This is a genomic window from Nocardiopsis sp. NPDC006938 (assembly GCF_042869555.1).
In the GTDB taxonomy this organism is placed as follows: Bacteria; Actinomycetota; Actinomycetes; order Streptosporangiales; family Streptosporangiaceae; genus Nocardiopsis.
Map to the genome: position 1 here is coordinate 162017 of NZ_JBIAGA010000005.1, position 24520 is coordinate 186536.

Annotated in this window: 17 protein-coding genes; 10 read left to right on the forward strand and 7 right to left on the reverse strand. The window is 72.9% G+C overall.

Features of this window, described 5'->3' with window-relative positions; translation table 11 throughout:
* The first annotated feature begins 45 nt into the window (after positions 1–45).
* Entirely contained in the window at positions 46–1836 is a 1791-nt protein-coding gene (locus ACFYL4_RS10160) for an ABC transporter ATP-binding protein (RefSeq protein ID WP_387517998.1), read from the forward strand.
* 65 nt (positions 1837–1901) lie between these two features.
* On the opposite strand, the gene ACFYL4_RS10165 is transcribed toward ACFYL4_RS10160, so the two are convergent.
* A complete protein-coding gene (locus tag ACFYL4_RS10165; RefSeq protein WP_357766709.1) occupies positions 1902–2633 on the reverse strand; it encodes a class I SAM-dependent methyltransferase in 732 nt (243 codons plus the stop codon).
* A gap of 193 nt (positions 2634–2826) precedes the next feature.
* On the opposite strand from ACFYL4_RS10165, the gene ACFYL4_RS10170 reads away from it, so the two are divergent.
* Together ACFYL4_RS10170 and ACFYL4_RS10175 are read left to right on the forward strand one after the other, a co-directional pair.
* A complete protein-coding gene (locus tag ACFYL4_RS10170; protein ID WP_387518002.1) occupies positions 2827–3447 on the forward strand; it encodes a histidine phosphatase family protein in 621 nt (206 codons plus the stop codon).
* A 341-nt stretch (positions 3448–3788) separates the two neighbouring features.
* Positions 3789–4211 (forward strand): YchJ family protein, encoded by a 423-nt coding sequence (locus ACFYL4_RS10175; RefSeq protein WP_387518005.1) that lies wholly within the window; start codon positions 3789–3791, stop codon positions 4209–4211.
* 28 nt (positions 4212–4239) lie between these two features.
* Here the strand turns inward: ACFYL4_RS10175 and ACFYL4_RS10180 are convergent, their stop codons facing one another.
* Positions 4240–5625 (reverse strand): hypothetical protein, encoded by a 1386-nt coding sequence (locus tag ACFYL4_RS10180; protein WP_387518007.1) that lies wholly within the window; start codon positions 5623–5625, stop codon positions 4240–4242.
* 204 nt (positions 5626–5829) lie between these two features.
* Between ACFYL4_RS10180 and ACFYL4_RS10185 the strand changes: the two genes are divergently transcribed.
* Both ACFYL4_RS10185 and ACFYL4_RS10190 read left to right on the forward strand, forming a co-directional pair.
* Entirely contained in the window at positions 5830–7773 is a 1944-nt protein-coding gene (locus ACFYL4_RS10185) for a hypothetical protein (protein WP_387518010.1), read from the forward strand.
* A gap of 412 nt (positions 7774–8185) precedes the next feature.
* Positions 8186–9670, forward strand: coding sequence for a sodium/glutamate symporter (locus ACFYL4_RS10190; RefSeq protein ID WP_387518012.1), 1485 nt, complete (start codon positions 8186–8188; stop codon positions 9668–9670).
* Between the two features lie 48 nt (positions 9671–9718).
* On the opposite strand, the gene ACFYL4_RS10195 is transcribed toward ACFYL4_RS10190, so the two are convergent.
* The 3 genes from ACFYL4_RS10195 to ACFYL4_RS10205 all read right to left on the reverse strand — a co-directional run bounded on the left by ACFYL4_RS10195 (position 9719) and on the right by ACFYL4_RS10205 (position 13777).
* Positions 9719–11110 carry a hypothetical protein gene (locus tag ACFYL4_RS10195; RefSeq protein ID WP_387518014.1) on the reverse strand — a complete coding sequence of 464 codons (1392 nt, stop codon included), beginning with the start codon at positions 11108–11110 and terminating at the stop codon, positions 9719–9721.
* A gap of 227 nt (positions 11111–11337) precedes the next feature.
* Positions 11338–12075, reverse strand: a complete 738-nt coding sequence (locus ACFYL4_RS10200; RefSeq protein WP_387518016.1) for an SDR family NAD(P)-dependent oxidoreductase — start codon at positions 12073–12075, stop codon at positions 11338–11340.
* Positions 12076–12196: 121 nt separating this feature from the next.
* Positions 12197–13777, reverse strand: a complete 1581-nt coding sequence (locus ACFYL4_RS10205; protein ID WP_387518018.1) for a hypothetical protein — start codon at positions 13775–13777, stop codon at positions 12197–12199.
* 218 nt (positions 13778–13995) lie between these two features.
* On the opposite strand from ACFYL4_RS10205, the gene ACFYL4_RS10210 reads away from it, so the two are divergent.
* From ACFYL4_RS10210 to ACFYL4_RS10220, 3 genes are all read left to right on the forward strand, one after another.
* Positions 13996–14481: a GNAT family N-acetyltransferase gene (locus ACFYL4_RS10210; RefSeq protein ID WP_357766684.1), complete on the forward strand. Its 486-nt coding sequence runs from the start codon at positions 13996–13998 to the stop codon at positions 14479–14481.
* A 475-nt stretch (positions 14482–14956) separates the two neighbouring features.
* Entirely contained in the window at positions 14957–16126 is a 1170-nt protein-coding gene (locus tag ACFYL4_RS10215) for an FxsB family cyclophane-forming radical SAM/SPASM peptide maturase (protein WP_387518020.1), read from the forward strand.
* Positions 16127–17449: an HEXXH motif domain-containing protein gene (locus ACFYL4_RS10220; protein ID WP_387518022.1), complete on the forward strand. Its 1323-nt coding sequence runs from the start codon at positions 16127–16129 to the stop codon at positions 17447–17449.
* A 39-nt stretch (positions 17450–17488) separates the two neighbouring features.
* Here the strand turns inward: ACFYL4_RS10220 and fxsT are convergent, their stop codons facing one another.
* Positions 17489–20083, reverse strand: coding sequence for an FxSxx-COOH system tetratricopeptide repeat protein (gene fxsT / locus ACFYL4_RS10225; protein ID WP_357766675.1), 2595 nt, complete (start codon positions 20081–20083; stop codon positions 17489–17491).
* A 265-nt stretch (positions 20084–20348) separates the two neighbouring features.
* Here fxsT and fxsA point away from each other — a divergent pair, with 265 nt between their 5' ends.
* On the forward strand, positions 20349–20522 hold the full coding sequence (gene fxsA / locus ACFYL4_RS10230) for an FxSxx-COOH cyclophane-containing RiPP peptide (protein WP_357766672.1): 174 nt from the start codon (positions 20349–20351) through the stop codon (positions 20520–20522).
* A gap of 144 nt (positions 20523–20666) precedes the next feature.
* Entirely contained in the window at positions 20667–22361 is a 1695-nt protein-coding gene (locus ACFYL4_RS10235) for an ATP-binding protein (protein ID WP_387518025.1), read from the forward strand.
* Between the two features lie 426 nt (positions 22362–22787).
* Here the strand turns inward: ACFYL4_RS10235 and ACFYL4_RS10240 are convergent, their stop codons facing one another.
* Complete coding sequence (locus ACFYL4_RS10240) at positions 22788–24218, reverse strand: MFS transporter (protein WP_387518027.1); 1431 nt, start codon at positions 24216–24218, stop codon at positions 22788–22790.
* Positions 24219–24520 lie beyond the last annotated feature (302 nt).

Below are 24520 nucleotides of genomic sequence, written 5' to 3' on the forward strand. Positions count from 1 at the left end.
GCCCGAACGCTGACACCAGACCAGCTCTACTGAAGGAAATGTGACATGGCCTCGACCGGACCGGCATCGGCTGCCTCTGACGCAGTCGTGCGCGTGGATGACCTGCGGGTGACCTTCCCGACGATGGACGGCGACGTCCACGCCGTGAAGGGCCTCTCCTTCGAGGTGCCCGCCGGTGGCGCGCTGGGCATCGTGGGTGAGTCGGGTTCCGGCAAGAGTGTGACCTCGCTGGCCCTGATGGGTCTGCACCGGGGCAGTCGCGCCCGGATCACCGGTGCCATCGAGGTGGCGGGGCAGGACGTGGTGACCGCCAGCGACAAGAGGCTGCGGTCGATGCGGGGCAACGACATCGCGATGGTGTTCCAGGACCCCATGCAGTCGCTGCACCCCCAGTACACGATCGGCAACCAGCTGGTCGAGGCCTACCTGGTGCACCACCCCAAGGCGGGCAAGGCGGCCGCGAGGCAGCGCGCGGTGGAGGCCCTGGACCGGGTCGGTATCCCCGAGCCCGCGAAGCGGATCAACTCCTACCCGCACGAGTTCTCGGGCGGTATGCGCCAGCGCGTGGTCATCGCCATGGGTCTGATGTGCGACCCCAAGGTGCTGTTGGCCGACGAGCCCACCACCGCCCTGGACGTCACCGTCCAGGCGCGCATCCTCGACCTGCTGGACGAGCTGCGCCGCGACCTCAACATGGCCCTGATCCTCGTCTCCCACGACCTCGCGGTGGTCGCCGGTTCGGTGGACGAGGTCGTGGTCATGCGGCACGGCCAGGCCGTGGAGCGCGGTGACGTGCGCCGGGTGCTCTCGGCGCCCGAGCACCCGTACACGCAGGCGTTGCTGGCCGCCGTACCGCGCGTGGAGTTGTCCCGGGCCGAACGCCGCGCCCAGGACCGCGCCGACCGCATCGAACGGGACCAGCGCGAGGGCGCGGTCACCCGCCCGGGCGACTTCGAGGCCTTCACCCCCGCCGCGCCCGACCGTGAGGGCGAGCCGCTGCTCCGGGTGGTGGACGTGGCCCAGCGATTCAAGGTGCGCGGCGGCATGTGGGGCAAGGCGACCGACTTCTGGGCGGTCAAGGGGGTCGGTTTCGACCTTTTCAAGGGCGAGACCCTGGGCATCGTGGGCGAGTCCGGTTCCGGTAAGAGCACCCTGTCGCGCATGGTCATGCGCCTGCTGGAGCCCACCGAGGGCACCGTGGAGTTCGACGGCCAGGACATCACGCACATGTCCGAGCGGGGGCTGCGTCCGCTCCGCCGCGACGTGCAGATGGTGTTCCAGAACCCCTACTCCTCACTGAACCCGCGCCTGACCATCGGCGAGAGCATCGGCACCGCACTACGGGTCCAGGGCGAGCGCAACGGCGCGAAGATCCGCGCCCAGGTCCAGGAGCTCCTGGAGCGGGTGGGGCTGGAGCCCAACCACTACAACCGGTTCCCGCACGCCTTCTCGGGCGGCCAGCGCCAGCGCATCGCCATCGCCCGCGCTCTGATCCTCAAGCCCAAGCTCATCATCTGTGACGAGCCGGTGTCCGCGCTGGACGTGTCCACCCAGGACCAGGTGCTGCGGTTGCTCTCCGAGCTCCAGGACGACTTCGGCCTGACCTACATCTTCGTCGCCCACGACCTGGCCGTCGTGCGCCAGGTCAGCGACCGCGTCGCCGTCATGCGCAAGGGCGAGATCGTGGAGATGGGCGACAGCGACTCGGTCTACGAGAACCCGCGGAGCGACTACACGAAGCAGTTGCTCACCGCCGCTCCGGTGCTCGACCCCGACGAGGCCCGCGACCTGCGCGCCGAACGCGTCGCCAAGCGCGCCGCCGAGGCCGCCGCCTAGCGCGCCGCCCTCCACGAGGAGGCCCCGGTCACCGTACGACGGCGACCGGGGCCTCCTCGTGCCCCCTATACCGGCCTGCGCAGCCGGGTGACGCAGTCACGGTACTTGTCCACCGTGAACCGGCCGTCCGGACCCCACGAGGAACCCTGCCCGGTGACCTCCAACCCCGCCTCACCCGCCCATCGGGCGAAGGCCTCGGGCGAGACGTCGGAGCGGTTGCCGTCGTCGCGCCACCGGCGCTGACTCAGCCACCGCTGGACGATCTTGCCGGGACGACCGGCCCTGCGGAGCACCGGCGCCAGCCGCAGCGTCCAGTCGGGCTTGCCCGCGTGGTGGATCACCGCAGTAGCCCCAGGGGCCATCACACGGGCGATCTCCGACAGGTATCCGACGACCACGTCCGGGTCCAGGTGGACGAAGACGTCGAAGGACCAGACGAAGGACACCGACGCGTCGGGGACGGGGTCCATCGAGGAGCCGGGTGTGTGGTGGACGCGGAGCCCGGGGTGGCCGTCGAACCGTTCGCGACAGCGGTCCAGACAGCTCTCGTTCACGTCGACGATCCACACCTGGTCCGCGTGCTCCAACAGGTGTTCGGTCCAACGGCCGTGCCCGGGGCCGATCTCCAGGCTGGTGCCCCGCGTGGCGCCCGGTACGAGCAGTTCCCCGACCAACGCGGCCTTCCACTCCTCGTAGGGCTGGCCGCAGTAGGCGGCCATGTGCGCCCATTCGTCGCCGCTCCGTTCCCAGGAGTGCGTTCCGCCCCAGGTCCGGCGATTCCAGTCAACGGTGGGCATTTCGTTTCCTCCCGGGGTGTCCCGCGTTCGTGCCGGTGCGTCGAGCCGAATCCTATCGGCGTCCGAGAAGGGTGTCCCTTTCGCAGTGATGGATCGTTTTCGGTCGCTGTCGCGGCTTTTCTTCCGACGATGGCCACGGAGGTTTTCCCCACGAGGGGGAATCCGCTGACCGGGGGTCGGGAAGGAGGCCGGAATGGGAGAACTGGTACTGGTACGGCACGGTCAGACCGAGTGGAGCAGGGCGGGGCGGCACACCGGGCGCACCGACCTCCCCCTGACGGAGGAGGGCGAGCGGCAGGCGCGGGCGGTACGCCCGATGCTGGCGGGCCGCCGGTTCGCCCTCGTGCTCAGCAGCCCCCTGGGCCGCGCCGCGCGCACCGCCGAACTGGCCGGGCTCAGCGGTGCCGCGACCCATCCCGACCTGGTGGAGTGGGACTACGGGGCCTACGAGGGGATCACCACCGCCCAGGTCCGCCGCGAGCGGCCGGACTGGAACCTGTGGACCGACGGGGTGCCGGTCGGTGGCGAGGGGTTCCCGGGAGAGGGCCCGGAGCAGGTCGGCGTGCGGGCGGACCGGGTGTTGGACGCCGTCGCTCCCGCCCTCGAACACGGTGACGTCGTGCTGGTGGCCCACGGCCACCTCCTGCGGGTGCTCACCGCGAGGAGGTTGCGGCTTCCGCCCGCCGCGGGGGCCCTGTTCCGACTCGACACCGGGGCGATCAGCACTCTCGGAACGGAACACGGGCGCCCCGTCCTGACCTCATGGAACCGTTTCCGGGAGCAGTCCTCCTCCGTATCAGAAAAGGGAGGGTAGGAGGGGAAGAGGTGATATCGGGTTTTATGCACCCGGGTGTTCTGGGTACGGTTCCCATGGATGGACACGCAAACGAGCACAGGAAAAGTACTCCCGATCCCACGTCCGCGACCGGCACCCGATGACGGTCCTCCTCCCCGCTCGCTCCCGCCCCACGACCCGCGCCACCCCCACCGCCCCGGAGCCTAGGCTCACCGGGCCGCCCGTGCCGGAACCTCTCCCGGCACGGCCAGCCCCACCTCCCGGACGACACCCCGCCTCCCGCCCCGGCCTCCCCGAGGCTCCGCGACGGGCGGCGGCTCCCGGCCGCGCGGGAACCGGAGTACCGCCACAATGGAGGCATGTCGAAGCGCAAGCCACACCCGCCCTCGCCCTCGCCCCCGCCCGCCGACCGGCCCTGCCCCTGCGGGCACGGGACCTACGGCCGGTGCTGCGGACGACTGCACGCGGGGCTGGCGACGGCGGCCACCGCCGAAGAACTGATGCGCTCCCGGTACAGCGCCTTCGCCGTGGGCGACGCGGCCTACCTGCTCCGCTCCTGGCACCCCGACACCCGGCCGGACGACGTCGATCTGGACCCGGAAACGGAGTGGGTGCGACTGGACGTCGTCGGTACCAGTGAGGGCACCCCCTTCCACAAGGAGGGGACGGTCGAGTTCCGTGCCCTCTACCGGGAGCACGGTCGCGACCACGAGCTGCGCGAGCACAGCCGGTTCCGCCGTCACGAGGGCGCCTGGGTCTATCTCGACGCCCTCGGTGACTGACGTCCGCCCCGGGGCGGACGCCCGGCGGTCAGCGCCGCTCGCGCAGGCGCCGGGCCAACTCGCGCGCCCGGGCGGCGGTACCCGGGTCGGGATGGTGCCGGGCCAGGGCGTCCAGGACGGGCAGGGTGTCCGGGTGCGCGGCCAGGCGGACCGGGTCCGGGTCCTCCAGCACGCTCCGCTGGACGTCGGGAGTCCCCCGCGCCGTCAGGAACTCCGTGAGGTCCTCGTTGTCGGGGGTCATCGCCGCGGCGATCATGTCGATCACCACCCACGGGCCGTGCTCGCCCAGCACCCGGTCGATACCGCGCTGGGTGAGCATCCCCGAGGAGAGCAGTACCACCGCCGCCATGCTGGCCACGGCCGGGCGCGGTGAGTGCAGCAGGGACCGCAGCTCGGGTTCGAGCTCGGAACTGGTGGTGTTGAGGATCTGCGTGCCCACCCATCGTCGCAGTGCCAGGCCGGGACCGGAGACCACCTCGCTGATCTGCCGGAGCGCCTCGGCGGGCCCGCGCCGGTCCAGCCAGGGGCCGGCCTCGGTGAGCCGCTCCTCGAACGGAAGGACGGACAGCGCGTCCAGGAAGCGCGCGGCCCCGGCCTCGGCGAGCGTGTCCACGAGAGGGGCGTGGATGCCGACCTCCAGTAGGAGCCGGCGGACCCCGTAGCGGCCCAGTGCGGTGAGTTCCACGGTGCAGTGACCGTGCCCGCCCGGACCCTGTGCGGCGGAGGGGCGGTGGTCCAGGGCGACCGCCCCGGTGTCGGAGAGCTGCCACAGAACGTGCAGGAGCCGTTCGGCCGCCCGGGCCGGCCGTGCCGGGGAGAGCAGGGCCTCGCGCGCGAGGGTGTCCAGGTCGGGGCGGGAGCCGTCCGGGGCCTCGTAGAGGTGGCGCAGAACCCCGGGGAGCAGGTCCGGGCCGGTGGTGCCGGGCACGGGCGGCTCCGTCTGATCGAGGTCGCCCCGGGCGTGCTCGATGGTGTGCTCGAACTCCCGGAACCACCAGTCCAGGACCTGCTCGGGATCACGCGCCCGGCGTTCGAGCTCAGGAGCCGGGCGGGCGTGGGCGTCGTCGATCTCCACCAGGCCCAGGCGCAGCGCGGCGGACCAGGGGACCACGAAGTGGGCGACCTCGGCCACCGAGTGGAGTCCGCCCAGCCAGGTGGCCCGTTCCGTGATGAGGCAGGGCAGATCGGGCGGCCAGAGCGCGAACCGGGTGATGGCGGTCCGGGCGTCGTCGATGCCGGGCACCCCGTGCGGTGTGACGGGGACGGCCGGGGCGCTCCAGCGGGCCAGGCTGAGGGCGTCGCAGAGCAGGGGGGAGTCCAGCGCCATGCGGGCGAGGGCGTCGGAGGGGAGCAGTGACACGGGCCTTGCGGCGAGGGGTGGGTGCTCCGGGTTCGACGGGTCATGAGAGGGCATGTCCGCTCCCGGTTTCCTTTCGGGGGTCGTCTGCGGACCTTCGGTCGGGGGAGTGTTCCGCAGGTCCTCGTGACCCCTCTTGTACCGTCCGGGCGCGGTGCGGCGGGGCCGTTTCGCGCAGATCGGTACGAACCCGGGAGGTGGTCGTCCACAGAACCGGACGCGGGGGAGGCGGTGCGGCCGTGTGATGCCTAGGCTGGTGGGATGGACCGTCGCGCAGCGCTGGAGTCGCATGTCCGATCCCTGTCCGCCGAACGGGTCGCCGACCTCCTCGCCACCCTCTCCGAGGGCGTGGTCCGTTACGCTCGCGCCACCCCGCAGACCCTCCTGTACCTGCTGCCGATCCTGGCCTACCGGCCCGGCGCCTTCGAACGGCTGACCCTCGCCCACCACCAGGTCCTCTACGCGGCCGTGGGCGCGGCGGAGGACAGGCAGCGTCTCCGTGCCACGAGGGCCGGTGCGGGCGAGCCCCGGCCCCGACTGCCGGCGCCGGTGGACCACGAGACGCTGCTGGCACGCCTGGACGCCGACCGCCCGGGCCTCGCGCGGGTGCGCGCCGAGGAGACCGTCGCCGACCTCGTCGGCCTGGCACTGCTCTGGCCGGACGGTCGTGGCGGCTACCACCTGCCCGACGACGCGTTCGAGCAGTTCGGCCTGCCCCGGGTTCCGCCCCCGGCCGCCGTGGGACTGGGAGAACTCGACCTGGCCGGGGTGCGCCGGATCGCCCTCACCCTCGGTCTGGACCCGACGGGCGGGCGCGGGGCCCTCACCGAGGCGATCGTGCGCGTGCTGGGAACGACCGGGCGCGTCCGGGACCTGTGCCGCACGGCCGATGGCGACGTGGCGCACCAACTGCTCGACCACGCCTTCCTCGGCAGGGAGGCCCCCGCGTTCCTCACCCGGGTCGGCGGGGAGCCGATCCGGTTCCCGGCGGACGGCACCGGGGACCCCGACCTCGACTGGATGATCGAGCGCGGCCTCCTGCTGCCCGCGGAGTCTCCCGGAACGGGGTTCGTCATGCCGAGGGAGGTGGCGCTGGCGGTCCGCTCCACCCACCCCTGGCCGTTCGACCCCGGGCCGCAGGCGGTGGTGGGGGTCCCGGTGGAACACGTGATGCCCGGCGGCCGCGCGGACGTGGTCGAGGGGGCACGGCGTGCCCTGACCGCGCTGGCCCGGGCCGACGTCCGACTGCTGGACGCGGTCGCCGAGCAGCCGCCCGCCCTGCGCGGTGACGGCCTGCTGGCCCCACGTGAGCGGCGGCGCCTCTCCCGGGTGGTGGAGGGCGACGAGGACCTGGCCCGGGTCTGGTTGGAGGCCGGTGCGGTCCTCGGCCTCCTCGGCGCCCGCCGGGGTCGCGTCGTGCTCTCCGAACAGGCCGGGGCCTGGCGGCGTCTGGGCGCCGAGCGCCGTCTGGCCGCGCTGACGGAGGCCTGGGCGGGTACGGAGGACGCCTCCCTGTGGTGGCCGAGTCCGGAGACGGCGGACGCCCCCCGGGACAGGTCGGGGCGCGCACGGACCAGGTGGGCGGTGGCCTGCGCGCTCAACGACCTGCCCTGGGGCACCAGCACCGGGGTGGTGGGACGGCGGTCGTTGGAGGAGCGGGCCAAGGGCCGGGAACCGCGCACGGGCACGCGCTGGCTGGTCGCGGCCGTCACGTGGTACCAGCCTTCGGTGGAGTCCGAGCCCGACACGGTGGGGCGTGTCGTGCGGGCGTCGCGGGAGGCGGAGTTGCTGGGCGCGGTCTTCGGCGGCGCGACCACCGAGGTGGGACGCGCGCTGTCACGGCGCTGCCGGGGCCGGTGGCAGGTCTGGCCGCACGGAAGCGCGGACACGGTGGCGGCGGTCCGCCGCGCCCTCGGCCCGCGTCGGCCCGAGCATCATGCGGAGCCGGGGACCGGGCCCGAGTACGCGGCGGAGGGTGCCCCGCCCCGGGGCACGGGTGCCCCCGTGGCGGGGACAGAGGGGGCCGGAGGGCGCGCGCGGCGGTCCGCCGAGGCGCGGGGGCGCACGGGCTCGGACGGTGCCGGACCGGACCGGGGTGCGGGTCGCGAGCGGGACGACGGTCACGGTGTGACCGGACCGGCGGAGTTGCTCCACCGGAGGTTGCGCGACGTGGCCAGGGACGTCTTCGGAGCCGATCGGACCTGACAGCGCGGCACGGCCCGGACATGATCATCCTCACCGGGACCACCGTCCCGCACGGTGTGTGAGGCCACGGGTATCGGGTACCGCCCGGTCGCCCCAGAACGGGACGACGGACCGTGAACGCGCCACTGGCGGCCGATCCGTGGACCCGGGCCCCTCCACTGACCAGAGTGTCCGCGAGCGAGGCGACCGTTATCCGAGCTCCATGTCCGCCTGCGTGATCGAGGGGTGTCTCAGAGCAGTCGTGACTGTGTGTAGGATTTCCCCCGGGTTCGCGTTATCTGACCCTTTCCTGCGCGTTCCACCCACTCCAGCGACACCACCTGTGCGTCCGCATGCCCTGATCGCGCTTCGTCGCGTTCGTTGGCGTGGCCTGACCCCCCGCACGGCCACGGGAGCGTCATGAAAGGCAGGCATGTCCCCTAACACCGTAGGACTGGCACTTCTCCTCCTGGGGGTGCTGCTCCTGGTCTCCAAACTCGTCCGGGTCCGCTGGAAGCTGACCCAGAGGCTGTACCTGCCGAGCTCGATCATCGGCGGCGGCATCGCGCTGCTGCTCGGCCCCGACCTCTTCGGTCGGGCCATGGGAGCACTGGCCGACCGCGGTATCGCGGTGCGGTTCGCCGAACGCGCCGCCGAGGGCGGGCTCTTCGGCGTCGACATCATGTCCGTCTGGTCCTCACTGCCCGGGCTGCTCATCTCGGTGGTCTTCGCCAGCCTCTTCCTGGGCAAACGCATGCCGAAGATGCGCGAGGCGGTCGACCTGGCCGGACCCAACCTCTCCTTCGGCATCACCGTGGCCAGCGGCCAGTACGTGATCGGTCTGCTGCTGGCCCTGCTGGTTCTGGCGCCCTTCTTCGGGGTCCCGCTGATCTCCGGCGCCCTGATCGAGATCGGCTTCCTGGGCGGGCACGGAACCGCCGCGGGCCTGGGCGACACCTTCGAGCAGGTGGGCTGGGCCGAGGGCCAGGACCTGGCGCTGGGCATGGCCACGATCGGCCTGCTCTCCGGGGTGGTCATCGGGATCATCCTGATCAACTGGGGTGTGCGGCGCGGCAAGACCAACGTCATCAGCTCCGGCAACAGGGGCACCGACCGCGAGCAGGCCGGTCTGGTCGAGCGGGACAACCGCACCGCCGGCTCGATGATGACGGTCCACCCCTCCTCCATGGACCCGTTGACCCTGCACTTCGGCCTGGTCGGCCTCGCGGTGCTCATCGGCCAGCTCATCCTGTCCGCCCTCCAGTGGGTGGAGCAGCTGGTGTGGGCCGACAGCATCGAGATCATGGCCTACGTGCCGCTCTTCCCGCTGGCGATGATCGGCGGCATCATCGTGCAGCTGTTCATCGACCGGTTCGACAAGAACGAGATCGTCGACGAGCAGTCGATCGAGCGCATCCAGGGGCTGTCCCTGGACGTGCTGGTCATCGCCGCCATGGCGACGCTGTCCCTCCAGGCCATCGCCGACAACTTCGCCGCCTTCGCGATCCTGTCGGTGTCGGGCATCCTCTGGTGCCTGTTCGCCTTCCTCTTCCTCGCGCCGAAGATCATGCCCAACTACTGGTTCGAGCGCGGTATCGGCGAGTTCGGCCAGTCCCTGGGCGTCACCGCCACCGGCATGGTGCTCATGCGCGTGGTCGACCCCGAGGTCAGGACCCCCGCCTACCCGGCCTTCGGGTACAAGCAGCTGGTGTTCGAGCCCTTCTTCGGCGGTGGCCTGGTCACCGCCGCCGCCATCCCGCTCATCGTCAGCCCGCTGGTCGGCCCCTGGGGCTTCCTCGCCATCATGGCCGCGACGATGGTCGTCTCACTCTTCTTCGGTCTGGTCGTCCTCCGGCGCCGGCGCCTGAAGGAGCAGCAGCGCTCGGCCGAGCGGAGTGAGGAACTCACGGCGGCCTAGCGGCCGCTTTCCGGGGCGCTCCTTCGGGGCGCCCCGGAACACCGGCACTCAGGACCGGGGCGCGGACGGTGCGTGGGCCGCGGCGGCTCGCGCCCTGGCCGCGATCGACGGGTCCGGGTGGTGTTGGCCCAGGAGCCGCAGGACCGAGCGCGTGTCCGGGTGTTCGCGCCGCCACAGCCGGGCGACGTCGCCGAGCAGGAAGCGGTCGATGCCCTCGGCCGCCTCGGAGACCAGGAACGACTTCAGTCCGGTTTCTCCCAGGCAGGTGGCGGCCGCGAACATGTCGATGGCGGTCCAGTGGCCGTACTCGGCGGTCAGCCGGGCCCGCTCGCGGTCCGTGAGCATCCGCGAGGCCAGCAGGACCACCGACGCCAGACTGGCCACGGTGGGGTCGTCGCTCCGGAGCAGGCCGTGCAACTGGGGTTCCACCCGTGAACTGATGGTGCCCAGGGCCAGGGTGGCGTTCCATCGGCGCAGGGCCCGGCCCGGACCCGCGCAGACGGAGACGATCTCGCGCAGCGCCTGTTCCGGGGCGCGCGCGTCCAGCCACGCGGTCAGGGCGACGAGCTGGCCGTCCGGGGAGAACTCGGCCAGGGCGTCCAGGAACTCGTCGGCGTCCAGGCGGACGAACTCCTCGGTCAGGGGTGCGTGCTGTTCCTGCGCCAGGAGGATCTGCCGGATACCGAATCGCCCCAGGTCGGTGAGGCGTACCCAGGCAGGGGCCGCCCGGTGGGCGTGCGCCCCGGACCCCTCGGAACGAGGGGTGTGCCAGCCCAGGGAGACCGCCCCGGTGTCCGCGAGCTGCCACAGGGCGCGGGTCAGCAGGACGGTGCTCCAGGCGGGGCAGCGGGCGGGGAGGTAATGGGCCTCGCGGGCGGGCAGGATCTCCTGGGTGACCAGTCTCAGCGGTACCCGCGCACCGTTGGGCGACTCGTACAGGCGGGCCAGCGCGGTGTGGGGTTCGAGCCCGGCCGTGCCGCGCAGGGACCTCTCGACGCACGCGTGGAAGGCCAGGGTCCACCACCGCAGGACGCGGCCGGGCGAGGTGAGCCAGCGCTCCAGGTCCGGGGCGGGCCGGGCCTGACCGGTCTCGCACTCGACCATGCCCAGGTGCTGGGCGTTGCGCCAGGCGATCACGAAGTCCTCCGCCTGGGGCACCGAGGTGATCGCGTCGGTCCAGGCCCCGCGCCGCGCGGGGTCGTGGCTGACCGCGCGCGGCCACAGCCCGAAGGCCGCGACGGCCGCGCGGACGTCGGAGGGGTCCGGCAGGCCGTCCACGTCGACGGGGGTGACCGGACCGCACCAGCGGGCGAGGTCGACGGTGGCGCGCATGAGGCGGCTGGAGCGGGCTCTGTGGGCGAGTTCCTCGATGGGGAGGAGGGACACCGGACGGGCCGCGAAGCGGCGGTGGGACGGCGCCTCCGGATGGTGGGATGACATCTGTGCCCCTGACTTCTCCTCGCTCCGAGTTTCTCTCACTTTTACAGCGGCAACGGGGGCGGCGGAGCGTTTTCGAGGACATCGTGGGCGTGCTGCCGTCGAAAGTGGGTTGCGGATGGGGGAGAAGCCGGGAATCTCGGCGGAAAAACCCCTCTTCGGCTTCCGTTAACGATCTGTCCGGGATTCGTCACCCTGGAATCCTGGATCGTACAGGGTGGATTCGCAGATCAACGCAGGTGGGAGGCCCCGTTGACGTCCAGGACCGTCCCGGAGGACCAGACCGCCTCGGGCGAGGCCAGGTAACACACGGCCGCGGCGACCTCCTCCGGTGAGGCCACCCGTCCGAACGGGCTCTGACCGCGCACCTCGTCCGTGAGGCGGGTGGACACCCGCTCGGTCTCCACGAACCCGGGGGCCACCGAGGCCACCGCGATGCCGTGCGGGGCCAGGGCCACCGCCAGGGACTGGCCGAGCGCGTGGAGCGCGGCCTTGCTGGCGCCGTAGGCCGGGTGGTCCGGCTCGCCCTTGAACGCGCCGCGCGAGCCGACGTTGACGATGTGCCCGCCCCGCCCCCGACCGATCATGTGCCGCGCGACCAGGTAGGACAGGTCGGCCGCGGCGAACACGTTGACGTCCATGGTCGTGCGCCAGGCCAGCCGCCACTCGTCGAGCGAGGTCTCGGCGACCGGGTGCGCGACGTTGACCGCCGCGTTGTTGACCAGCACGTCCACTCCACCCAGACGCGAGACCACCTCGTCCACCAGCGCTGACGCGGACTCCGGTGCGGCCAGGTCGGCACCGACCAGCACGTGCCCCTCGCCCGGCAGCGCCGCCACCGTGGCCTCGGCCTCCTCACGCCGTGATCCGTAGTGCACGGCGACCCGGTCTCCCCGCGCGGCGAAGGCGGTGGCCACCGCCCGACCGATGCCCCGGGCGGCACCCGTGACCAGCACGTCGCGACTCATGGTGTGACCTTTCGACGGAGTGACGGCGCCCCGAGGCTACCGGTGGCCGGACTCGGCGGGGGAGGCGGGCTCCCCGCCTCCCCCGAACCCACGCTGCGGCGATCGCCTCCCGCGTGTCGGGTCAGGTGCCCGCCGCCACCGGCCCGAGACGGACCCGGCAGGCGGCCCGCGCGGCGTCCGACCCCAGGGCACCGCGGGCGATGGCGGTCAGCACGCCGTCGGCCGCCGGATGCCCCGAACGCCACATCAGCCCCGTCACCGCCTCGGGGTCCCGCCAGAGCGGAGCGTCGGCGGGCAGCGGCGCCCCCAGCTCCACCCGCAGGGCGTAGGTGTCGAGCAGGACCACCACCAGCTGTTCCAGCCGGACCCGGCCGGGTTCGGCGCGGGCGTGCGCGATCCACCCGCCGAGCACCGGGTGGTCCCGCCACACCTCGAACTCCCGCTCGCACCCCTCCCCGAGGCCGTCGAGGAGCCGGAAGACCTCCAGACGCTGGCGCCACGAACCGAGCTCCGCGCACACTTCCAGCAGTTCGCGGACGCCGGTGGCGCCGCGTCCGGCCAACCATGCGCGGCCCAGGACCCCGGCGTCCACGGGACGGCCCTCCCAGAGCTGGAACAGCAGCTCCCGCGCGGTCATCGCCCCGGTGGGCGGGTACCCGGGAAGGCGCACGCCCCAGCGCCGCCACCGGTGGGCCATGGCGTGGTCGCCCAGGGGGGTGATGCGCAGCCCCGCGCCGGCGACCTCCTCGGCCGCGCCCAGCCGGACCAGGTCCGCCACCACGGCCCTCACCCGTTCCTCGGCGGAGCGGAGCGGCCGCGCCTCGGCCGGGGGCGCTGCCCGGGGCGCCGGGACCGCCGGGGGCGCGGCGGGCCACGGGGCCAGGACCTCCACCAGGTCGGACACGGACCACACGCCCCCGGAGGTGAACAGCTCCCCGAGAATCCGGGACCCGAGCGTGCCGTGCCGCTCCGTCATCGCGGGCAGCGCGCGGACCCAGGCCCGGACGACGCGGGTGTCGTCGTCCCAGTCCAGCAGCGCCGGACCCGGGCGCACCTCGGTGTAGGTCGCGCGCAGGAACCCGGCGCGCAGGGCCACCTCCAGCAGCCGTTCCACCTCCTCCCGGGCCAGGCCCAGGTGCGTCGCGGCCTCGTCCGCGGCGGGTTCGGGCAGGGCCTCGGCCGCCCCCTCCGCCAGCGGCAGTCCGTCACCCGCCCACTCGGCCAGGCGCAGGGCCCGCTCCAGGTCAGCGCAGTCCCGCGCCCTCGGGGCGCAGGGCGCGGCGGGCAGGAGGTGGACGCGCGGAAGGTCATCGGGCTCCCAGGGCGGCCCCCACCACGGGCCGTCGTCCCCGACGGTCGGCCAGGGCGCGCGCCCGACGGGTGGGGGATCGATGGCGGCCACCGCGGCCCGCAGGGCACGGGGGCTCTCCCCGGGGCCCAGAAGACCGCGGTCCACCAGGTGGTCGATCCAGGCGAGCCAGGTGTCGCGCCACCCCTCGGGCAGGGCTCCCCCTGCGGACAGGGTGAGGACGACCCGGGTGACGTCGTCGCGGTCCCAGTCCCCCGGGTCGGAACGGAGCTGGCCGTGGACGGTGAGCAGACGGGTGAGCGAGGCCGGGTCGACGAGGTGCTCCCGGCTGGTCGAGCGGGCCCAGCCGAGGCAGGAGCGGACGGCGTCGGCGACGGCAACGGAAACGGTCATGGCGTCCTCGCTTGGTCTCCCGGGGGCGGGGCGGCGGCGCCGTCGGCACCACCGGGGGTGACGCGGTCGCCCCTCCATCATCGGTCAGGTCGCGATCGCGTGCCGGGGGCCTGTGGACAACCCAGTCTCGCGCGCTGGGAGGAGGAGGGGGTGAACGTCCGTGGGGTACCGGGCAACGCCCGGTGGAAGGCCAGCGCGACCCCTGGTTGAATACGCCCATGCTGATCCGCACCGCGCCGCGCTCCGAACGACGGACCGTCGCGGAACTCCGCGTCCGGGCCTACGAGCACCAGGGCCTGTTGTCCGCCAGCCCCTCCTACGCGCACACCCTGCGGGAGCTGGGCTGGGAGAGCGGTGACCTGGTCCTGGTGGCCGAGGAACGGGGCCGCGTGGTCGGCACGGTCGTCTACGTCCCCTGGGGGCCGCGCTGCGAGGTCGCCCGGGGGCCGGACGAGGCCGAGGTCCGCGCGCTCGCGGTGGACCCCGCGGCCCGGCGCGGCGGTGTCGGCGCCGCCTTGGTGCGCGCCGTGGTGGACCGCGCGCGCACGGAGGGGGTGAGCCGTCTGGTGCTGTGCACCCGGACCGTGATGACCGGTGCCCAGTACCTCTACGAGGCCCAGGGGTTCGTCCGTGTGCCCGAACGCGACTGGGTCCCGGTCCCCGGTGTCGACCTGCTCGCCTACGAACTCGTACTCAAGGTCTGACGCCCCGGGACCGCGTCGCGTGAAAGGTCCCGAAAGGACGGCGGCCCAGTGGGCCGGTTCTGGGTCTCGGGCGCCGCCGACGTGGTGAAAGGGTCCGGAGAAAACGGGGGCGCCGTCATTTCCGTTGGCCCCGTTCGGCTTCGAGGTGCTCCTTCGAGGCGGAGCCAATCACCGTTTCGCTGGCCGGAATCGGTCATTTCGTCGGATGCTGTGATGTTTGGTGTTCGTGTGTCGGGAAGAATCGCCGGAGGCGGTCAAAGGGGCCCGTGCGCGGGCGATCGGGCGCCGGTCGGAGGCGCGGACCGGGCTGTGGCGGGAAGGGCCGTCCGGGCCTGAGGTTTGTGGATACCTATGGGGAGTACATAGAACGACAAAGGCGATAATCCACCGGATTTCGCCCTTTCCGTCATCCCAGGAGGTCGCCCGCGTGGCACGGAGCACCGAACCCGTAAGACGCCCTGAATGGCCCGATGACATGGATGTCGAAGAGCTCCTGGGGCAGGGCTGGCGCCCCACACCCTTTCGCGAGTTCATTCTCAAGATCCACAGCCGCTGCAATCTCGCCTGCGACTACTGCTACATGTACGAGATGGCCGACCAGGGCTGGCGCTCCCAGCCCCGCCGCATGGCCAGGCCCACCGTCGACCGGGTCGCCGAGCGCGTCGCCGAGCACGCGCGCGCCCACGGCCGTGAGCGGGTGGACGTCGTCCTGCACGGCGGCGAACCACTGCTGGTCGGCCTCGACCACCTGCGGTACACCGTCCAGGCCCTGCGCAAGACCTGCGAGCCCGACGTCCACGTGGCGATCAGGATGCAGACCAACGGTGTCCTGATCGACTCCCACTTCCTCGACCTGTTCGAGGAACTCGGCATCCGTGTGGGGGTCAGCATCGACGGCGCCGAGGCCGACCACGACCGCCACCGCACACGTGCCAACGGGCGCGGCACCCACGCCGAGGTGCGCGCCGGTATCGAACGGCTCAACGCCCGGGACGGACGCCTGCTCGCCGGGCTCCTCACCACGGTCGACCTGGAGTCGGACCCGGTGGCCACCTTCGAGCACCTCCTGGAATACGACCCCCCGGGCGTCGACTTCCTGCTGCCGCACGGCAACTGGGACGAGCCGCCCCCCGGCTGGTCGGCGGGTGAGCCGCGCTACGGCGCCTGGCTGGTGTCCGTGTTCGACCGCTGGTACCACTCGGACGAGCGCGAGACCAACATCCGCATGTTCAACGAGATCATCCGCCTCGTGCTCGGCAGCCCCTCGCGCACGGAGAGCGTCGGGCTGTCCCCGGCCGCCCTCGTGGTCGTGGAGACCGACGGCAGCGTGGAACAGGTCGACAGCCTCAAGTCGGCGTTCGAGGGCGCCGCGAGCACACCGCTGCACACCTTCACCCACACCTTCGACGACGCCCTGTACCTGCCCGCGGTGGCCGCCCGCCAGATCGGGGCCCGCGCGCTCGGGGCCACCTGCGCCGCCTGCCCGCTGGCCAGGATCTGCGGCGGGGGCCTCTACCCGCACCGTTACCGGAGGGGCACGGGGTTCCGCAACCCCTCGGTGTACTGCGCCGACCTCTTCCACCTGATCACCCACATCCACCAGACCGTGGCCGCGGACGTGGCCCGGATCAGGAAGGGGCCCTGAATGGCCGATCCGGTCCCGGAACCGGTGTTCGACGCCCTGGCCCGCGGAGGCGGAGGGGACGCGGCCGCGGCCCACCTGCGCGCCGCCCAGTTCGGCAAGCACCTCCTGCTGCTGCGCCGGGTCGTGGACGCCGCCCGGGGCGCGGGCCATCCCGACGCCGACCGCGCGCGAGACGCCTACGACCTCCTCGCACGGGCCCAGGAACTCGCGCCCGCACGGGTCAGACCGGTGTTGCGCCACCCAGGCGTGGGGGTGTGGGCCCGGCGGACCGCCCTGTCACTGGCCGGGCACCGGCCCGAACCTCCCCGGGTGAGCGGACTGGCCGCGGTCGCGGCCGCCGCCGCCCTGCGCGGCGGTGCCGAGGCGCGCCTGGAGGTACCGGCGGACGGCCCCACCGCTCCACTGCCCTCGCTGGGGCGCGCGCTTGTGGGGACCGGGGCCGGGCCCTCGGGCGGGGGGAGGGTCCTGTTCGAGACCGCCGGAGGACGGGCCGTGTTGCGCGCCGGGCGCGGCCCGGAGATCCTCGTCCCCGAGGACCCCCACGAAGACGCTCCCGGCTGGCACGCCCTGCGGCGGCTGGCCGTCGAGCACCGGGGGCGGCGCCTCAGCCTCCTCCTGGACGACCAGGACCCCGACCGCATGCCCGGCGCCGACCTCGTGGCCCGGCGGCTCGGCCCGGCCGAGCTCGCCCACTGGCGCGCCACCCTCGCCGACGCCTGGCGGCTCCTGGTGGACCACCACTGGACGGTGGCGGCCGAGACGGTCGGGACCGTGGTCACCCTGACCCCCATCACCTCGCCGGGAGGGCGCGCCCACACCAGCGCCACCGCCCGGCACGCCTTCGGGAACCTGGGGTTGTCCACCCCTCCCGGGGCGACGCTGCTGGCCCTCACCTTCGCCCACGAGGTGCAGCACGCCAAGCTCACCGCCCTCCTCGACCTGGTGGAGCTGACCCTGCCCGAGGACGGCAGCCGCTTCTACGCCCCCTGGCGCCCCGACCCCCGCCCCGCGTCCGGGCTGTTCCAGGGGGTCTACGCCCACCTGGGCGTGGCCGGGTTCTGGCGCAGGCACCGGTACACCGTGCACGGGGAGGCGGCCGCCCGGGCCCACGCCGACTTCGCGCACTGGCGGCGGTCCACCGCGGACGCCGCGCAGGCCCTGGCCGACTCGGGTCGGCTCACACCCGAGGGCAAGCGGTTCCTGGCCCTCACCGACCGCACCCTGCGCTCGTGGCTGACCGAGCCGGTCCCGGCCCGGGCGGAGGCGGCCGCGGGAGCCGCGGCCCGCGCCCACCGTGCCCGCTGGCTCGAACTCCACGGCTGACCGTGCCCTGGACGCCCCCGGGCTGCGCGCGTTCGCGGGTCACAGCAGGGGAGGGTCGAAGTCGGCGACCAGCCGACGGCCCTCGCCCGCGGCGGTGGTGAAGGTGTGCTCACGGCCCAGGACGCGCAGGAACCCCGTGAAGGTCTGCTCGGCCAGCTCCTCGGCCTCCTCCGGTTCCCGCTCGGCGCGCAGGTCCAGCACCAGGTTGGACGCGCTGACGAGGGTGCTCGGATGGTCCTCGCCCAACAGGGCCCGGAACCGGCGCACGGTGCCCCGGCCCAACCGCGTGGCGTTCTTGGCCTCTCCGAGGGCGGCGAGGTCGCTGGCCAGGTTGGTGGCGGCCGCGAGCGTGTAGTGGTGGTTGCGGCCGAGCCGGGCTTCCAGGGCGGTGAGCGCCGACTCGTTCATCGCGCGGGACCGCGCCGGGTCCCCCATCAGCCGGTACAGCAGTGCGACGTTGCTCGTGCAGCCGTGCTTGTAGGGGTGGTCGGCGCCGTAGGCCTGGGCGTAGCGCATGTCGGTGTCCTCGGCCAGTTCCAGCGCGCCGGCCAGTTCGCCGGTCATCCGCCACAGGTTGGCCAGGCACATCGCCGCCGCCAGCGTGCTGGGATGGTTGATGCCGTGCAGTCTCAGGTAGCGGGAGTGCGCGTCCTGGCCGAGTTCGAGGGCCTCGTCCAGCTCGCCCGAGAGCCGACGGGCGATCGCCAGGTCCACCTGGGTCCGCAGGGTGCGCGGGTCGTCCACGCCCAGGTGCTCCCGGCCGTAGGCGAGCGCGTCCTCGCCCAGGTCGCAGGCCTCGGTGTAGTCACCGGCCAGTCGCACCACCTGGGCCAGACCGGACCAGAAGGCCAACAGGGTGGGCGAACCCCCCGCCGGACCACTGCGCTTGAAGAGCATGTAGGCGCGTTCGTGCTTGCTCTGCGCGCCGGCGAAGTCGCTGGTGAGCGCGTGGTCCAGGGCCAGGCTGTTCATGGCGCGCAGGGTGGCGGTGTCGTTGGGACCGAACGCCTCCTGGTACTGGCGCAGCACCTCCTCGTCGTGCTCGCGGGCCTGCCAGAAGTCGCCGCGCGCCCGGTAGTCCGCGCCCAGACCGGAGAGCACCGAGAGGGTCTCGGGATGCGCGGGCCCCAGAGTGCGGCGCATCTTGGGCAGGATCGCCAGGTTCAGGTCGTGGGAGGCGACGTAGCGCCCCATGTCCCGGAGCCGGTTGGCGTACTTGGCCTGCGCCTCCAGGACGAACGAGTCCTCGTCCCCGGAGTCGGCGGTCCACTTCTCGATGAAGTTCTCGGCGTACCTGCCCGCCGTCTCGTAGTTCCCGGACACGTAGAGGAAGGTGAGCATGTCCAGGGCGAAGCGCCGCACCTCGGGACGCTCGGACTCGGCCACCCCGGCCGGGCGCATGTGGGAGAGCAGTTCGAGGTAGCGCGCCTGGGAAGCGGGGTCGGTGAAGGTCTTCGGGGCGGCCGCGCTGAGCAGCGACCACACCTCGACCCGGATGGACTCCTGGGTGGCCTCGTCCAGTTCCTCGCGCAGCAGTGCCTGGATCAGCCGGTGCACCTGGATGGTGCGGTTGGCCTGGTCGAGGCGGACCAGCGCGTACCGGCCCAGCTGGCCGATGGCCTTGCTCAACCGGATGGGATCGTCCATCAGGGCGGCCATCTCCGGGCGGATGGTGCCCTCGTCCACGGGGAAGAAGAGGTCGCGGGGGATGGGCTCGGGGCCGAAGAAGGCGCAGCAGCGCAGCAGCTCCATCGCCTCGGGCAGGTTCTCCTTGAGCTTCTCCACGGACAGCTGCCAGGCGGCGGTCATCGGTTTGGGGTACTCCGGGGGCTTGCCCTCGCGCAGCAGCGGTCCGGTGCGTTCGGAGAGCAGCCGCAGGTACTCCTGGGTGGACATGCCGGTCTCGGACTGCAGGGCTCCGGCCTGTTCCAGCGCCAGCGGAAGGTGCCCGAGCGCCTCGGACAGCTGGACGGCCTCCTCATGGGTGATGCCGCGCGGGATGCGCTTCCTGAGGAACTCGACGCTCTCGTGTTCGCTGAAGACGTTGACGGGCACCGTCTCGGCCACGCCCTCCCACCGGTGGTTGCGAGTGGTGATGAGCACGTGTCCGGGGCCCTGGGGGATGACGTCGGTGAGTTCCTCGGGCTCGTCGGCGTTGTCGAAGATGAGCAGCCAGCGCGCGTACGGCTCGCCCTTGCGCAGGGCCTCCAGTACCGCGTCCGCGGCGTCCTCGACCCCGGTCACCGCCGGTCCGGGCAGCCCCAGGTGCGGCGCCAGGTGGGCCAGCGCGGAGTCCACCAGCCCCGGCTGGTCGGCCATGATCCACCAGACCAGGTCGTACTCGCCGCGGTACCGGTGGGCGTACTCCACGGCCATGAGGGTCTTGCCGACACCGCCGTACCCCTGGAGCGTGTGCGGGACCACCGGGTCCGAGGGGGAGTGGGGGACGACGGCGGTGACCTGGTTGAGCAGGCCCGCGCGCAGTTCGCTGATCTGTTCGTCGCGGCCGGTGAAGTTCTTGTGGCGCGGGGGAATGCGGCCCCACACCTCCGGGAACCTGTTCCCGACGTGACCGGGACCCTCCGCGAAACGGTTCCTGGTCTGGCCCGGGGGGTTGCCTTGGGAATCGGTCACGCGTTGTCCTCCGGTTTCACATAGGCCCCACTCGGAATTCCTTTCTCACACAACTCAGGAAATCCCGGTGTCGTCTCGTGTCGATGGCTGTTGCCTGAGGGATTCGTCAACGCCATCAGCGTAGGCGAAGAGGTTAGGGAACGACAGGTGTGTGGTAGGAACTTCTGTACGGCGAATCGAGAAACGCCGGGGCGAAAGGGCGGACCCCACCGTCCTTTCGCGGCCGGTCGCGCGAGGGCGGCCACGAGCACGCGGAGGCGAGCACATGGGTGAGCACGGTTCCACCGGCGGAACGGCGCTGGTGGACGTGGGCGGACTGTCGTTGCGCGACCTGGACGGAATCGGTGGCTCGGCGATCGCCGAGGCACTGCGTACGGTGCTCGACCCCGGCGAGGCGGGTGCCGAGGCGGTGGCCGGATTCGTCAACGACCCCGAATAGGGCCGTGTGGCGGCGCACGTCGTCGGTGCGGCGAAAAGGAAACAGGAATGTCGCCGGGGCTCGGGGCCGAGCCCCGAACCGTGACACCACGGACTGGGCCCGTACCCGGTGCCGTCCCCATTATCGCTGGCCGGGAGCTGCTTCATGACACGGGCCGCCATCGTCCACGCGCACGGACCCTTCGTCGGGACACGGTCCTTCGGCGCCCGGGACCGGCGACACTTCCTCGGCCGCCGTTCCGAGACCGAGGAACTGGTGCGTTCCTGGAGCCGCCACCGGCTCACCGTCCTGCACGGGGACAACGGGGTGGGCAAGACCTCCCTGGTCGACGCCGGCGCGGTCCCCGCCCTCACCGACCGCGGCAGCACCGTCCTGCCCCGAGGTGAACTCCGCTTCGACCCGGCCTTCCCGGCCGCGATCCTGCCCGGGCAGAACCCCTACAGCCGCGCACTGCTGGCGCTGTGGAGCCCCGCCGAGTTCCCCACCCATGGCCCCGGCACCTCGATCACCGACTACCTGCGCACCCACGAGAGCACCGACCGGCAGGGCCTGCCCCGGCCGGTCTTCGCCGTCCTGGACCAGACCGAACTCCTCCTGCGGCGTTCCTGCGCGCCCGAGCCGGTCCGCCGCGACTTCCTGGACGAACTGCTCACCGCCGTGGAGCACCGTCCCGACCTGCGCCTGTTGCTGACCGTGCGCACCCAGCACCTGGACGAGCTCCGCAGACTCGTCGACAAACGCGAGGTCGACCACGCCGAGGTGGCCCTGGCCCCGCTCACCGCCGACACCGCGGCCGAGGCCGTGACGCGCGGCCTGGCCCTGGGCGGCTCGCGCACCGCCGCCCGAGACGCCGCGGCGCTGGTCGGCCTGGCAGGCGACGCGGCACCGTCGTCCGATCCGTCCCGCGTTCGCGGGGCCTCGGTCGGCCCCGCCTTCCTCCAGTTCCTGGGACGGGCGCTCTGGGAGGCGGCCGAGGGGTCCCGCGCCCCCCTGGTCCCGGACTCCGGCGCCGACGTCGACCGCGTCCTCACCGGGCGCCTGACGGAGGTCCTGGCGGAGGTGGCCGACGAACACCTCGTGTCGGCGCGGGTCCCGCTCGACTGGTTGCGCGCGGTCGCGGCGGCCGGGGCGCGGGGCGTGGGCAGGCCCGCACGGGAGGAGCCCGGCAACGCGCTCACCCCCGGCGTGGTGCACGCCCTGGAGGATCGTCACCTGGTGACCGCCAACCGGGACGGCTCGGCCTACCTGCTGTGCCATCCGGGTCTGGCCGGCCCCCTGGCGGCGCTGTCCGCGTTCGGCGGGGGGTGGCCGTCCGACGGAGGTGGCTTCGACCCCCTCACCGCGGCCCGCGCCGCGCACACCCGGGGTGAGACGGAGCTGGCCGCGGCGCACGCCCGGCGCGCGCTGGCGGCCCGGCCCGCCCCGGCTCCGAGGGAGCGGGCGCTCCTCACCGCTCTCCTGGGCGACCTCGCCTTCGAACGCGGAGACCACCCGGCGGCGGCCGGGTACTACGCCGACGCCGCTCGCCAGCGCGAGGCGGTCGGGGACGGAGCGGCCGTCTCCCGCCTGCTGGTCGCCGAGGCGCGCAACCGCCTGATGGCGGGTGAGCGGTCCGCGGGCCTGACGGCGTTGGCCGCGGCGGAGGGGCGGGTGCACCACGACCCCAGCCTGCGGGCCGGGATCGGCCAGGTGCTCTGGCTCGCGGGCCAGGGGAACTCGGCCCTGGACGTCCTGGAGGGCGCGATGGTGGGTGGCGGCGGGATCACCGAGGCGCGGCGCACGCGCGGACAGATCCGCGCCGAACAGGGGGCGGCGGCGCCCGACGGGGGGAGGGGATGAGTCTGGACCCCACCGTCCTGGTCGCCCTGATCACCGGTGTGGTCACGGCGGTCAGCACCCTGGGCGCCACGGCGCTGTCCGGGTACCGCAACGCCAAGGTCGAGCGCTGGCGGGCCGAGCACGAACTGGAGCGGGAGCGCGAGCAGCGGGGGTACGAGCGGGAACGGGCCAGGGAACGGGAGGTGCGCTCGCGGCTGGAGGACCTGCGCGCCAGCGTCCTGCGGCTCGACATCGGGATGCGCAACATCGCACGCACCCGCGCGCACGGACCTCCCCGCCAGGGCGGCGACGACCTCTCCGTACTGGTGCGCCAGGCCCGGACCGACATCTACCAGGCGGTGATCGCGGTGGAGCGCATGCGCGACGTGCTGCCGCCGGACCACCAGGACCGGGTCGACGAGCTGCGCGACGCGGTGGACCGGGTGTTCAACCACGTCCAGGCGCGAACCGACCGGAGCGCCGACCGGGTGCACCGGGATTTGGCGTCGGGTCTTCGGGCGCTGGCGGAGGCGGTTCCGACGGAGTGGGTGCTGGAAGCGGGGGGACCGGTCGCCCGGCGCGCGGCCGCGTCCGAGGGCGCGACCGGGTCCGCCACGGGACCGGACGCCCCGGACGCAGCGACAGAGCCAGGGTGAAGCCCAGGGCCAGCGCTCCGGTGGTCCCGCACACGAGCAGGACGGTGCCGGGCACGCCCAGCGCCTCCAGCGCGTAGCCGCCGCACAGCATCCCCACGGGCAGGGCGCCTCCGCTGAGGAAGCGGACGGTCCCGGTGAGCCTTCCCAGGAGCTCGGGCGGGACGTGCGTGGTGTGGTAGGTGGCCACGGTGACGTTCATGTGAGCGCCGACGAAGCCGATCCCGCCCCACACCAGCGGCAGTACGGCCAGCAGCCAGCCCGGACCGGCGCGTTCGGCCGCGGCCAGCAGTACGGTCAGCGCCAGCCACGACCACAGGCACAGCACCACCATCCGGGTGGGGGTCAGCCGGCGGACGAGGACCGGTGCGAGGAGGGCGCCGAGGAGCCCCCCGGCTCCGGTGGCGGCCAGGACCAGGCCGAGCAGGAACGCGGACAACCCCTCCTCGGTGGCGGTCAGCATGACGATCAGCCACACGGACTGGAACAGCGCGTTGGTAATCGTGCACACGAACAGCGAGCGCAGGAGGAAGCGGTCCTCGCGCAGGAGGAGGAAGCCCCCGGCCAGCTCCCTGACGACCCCGACCCGCGGGCCCTCGCGCCGGGGCAGCGGCCGTGAGCGGGGCAGCAGCCAGGCGGCCCACAGGCCCAGGGCGGAGACAACGGTGTCGAAGAGCGCGGGCAGACCGTGCGCCAGCCCGTACAGGGCGCCGCCCAGGGGGCGGCCGAGCATCTGGGTGGCGTCGGTGCGGGCCTCGTTCTTGGCGGCCGCACCGGCCAGTTCGTCCCGGGGGACCAGCCGGGGTACGGCGGCGGCTCCGGCGGTGGCGTGCAGGGTGCCGCACACGCCGTGCAGGGCCGAGGCCGCGGCGAGCAGGACCACGGGGGCGTCGAGGAGCAGCACCGGGGCGACCAACAGGACCACGCAGGCGATCCGGGCGGCCAGGCCGACGACCATGACGCTGCGGGGGTCGTGCCGGTCCACCACGAGGCCGACGGGGATGTGCAGGACGGTGCGGGGCACCATGCCCGCCGCGGCGATCCAGCCTGCCAGGACGGGTGACCCGGTGTGGAAGAGGGCCAGCAGGGGGACGGCCAGGCCGAAGGTCATGGTCCCGAGGCCGGCCAGTGCCACACTGCTCCAGAGCAGTGCGAAATGGCGTCGCCAGCGTCCGGTGTCGTGTTTCGGAAAGGTCTCCCCGACACGGGGTTCCGTTGTTGACATCGTTCTCAATACAGATGGAAAACGTGGGTGACGACAACACCGCGAGGGGTGCCGGGTGAAGAATCCGAATGCCACAAACCCTGCTGTGTCGGGCTTGCGTCGACCCGATCGGCGTGGTCCACGCGGTTCTGAGGGTCCCGGAACATGCTAACCGGAAAGGCCGTCCGACTCGGCCTGTTGGTGTTCGACATGGGCCCGTGGGTCGAGAGTGTCGACAGGGTAAAGAGTGACAGGCCGATTTATGATGATTCCTCCGCTTGGCCTCAATCGTGGTCCAGGCCGCGCACTCCTCGGGTGCCCAC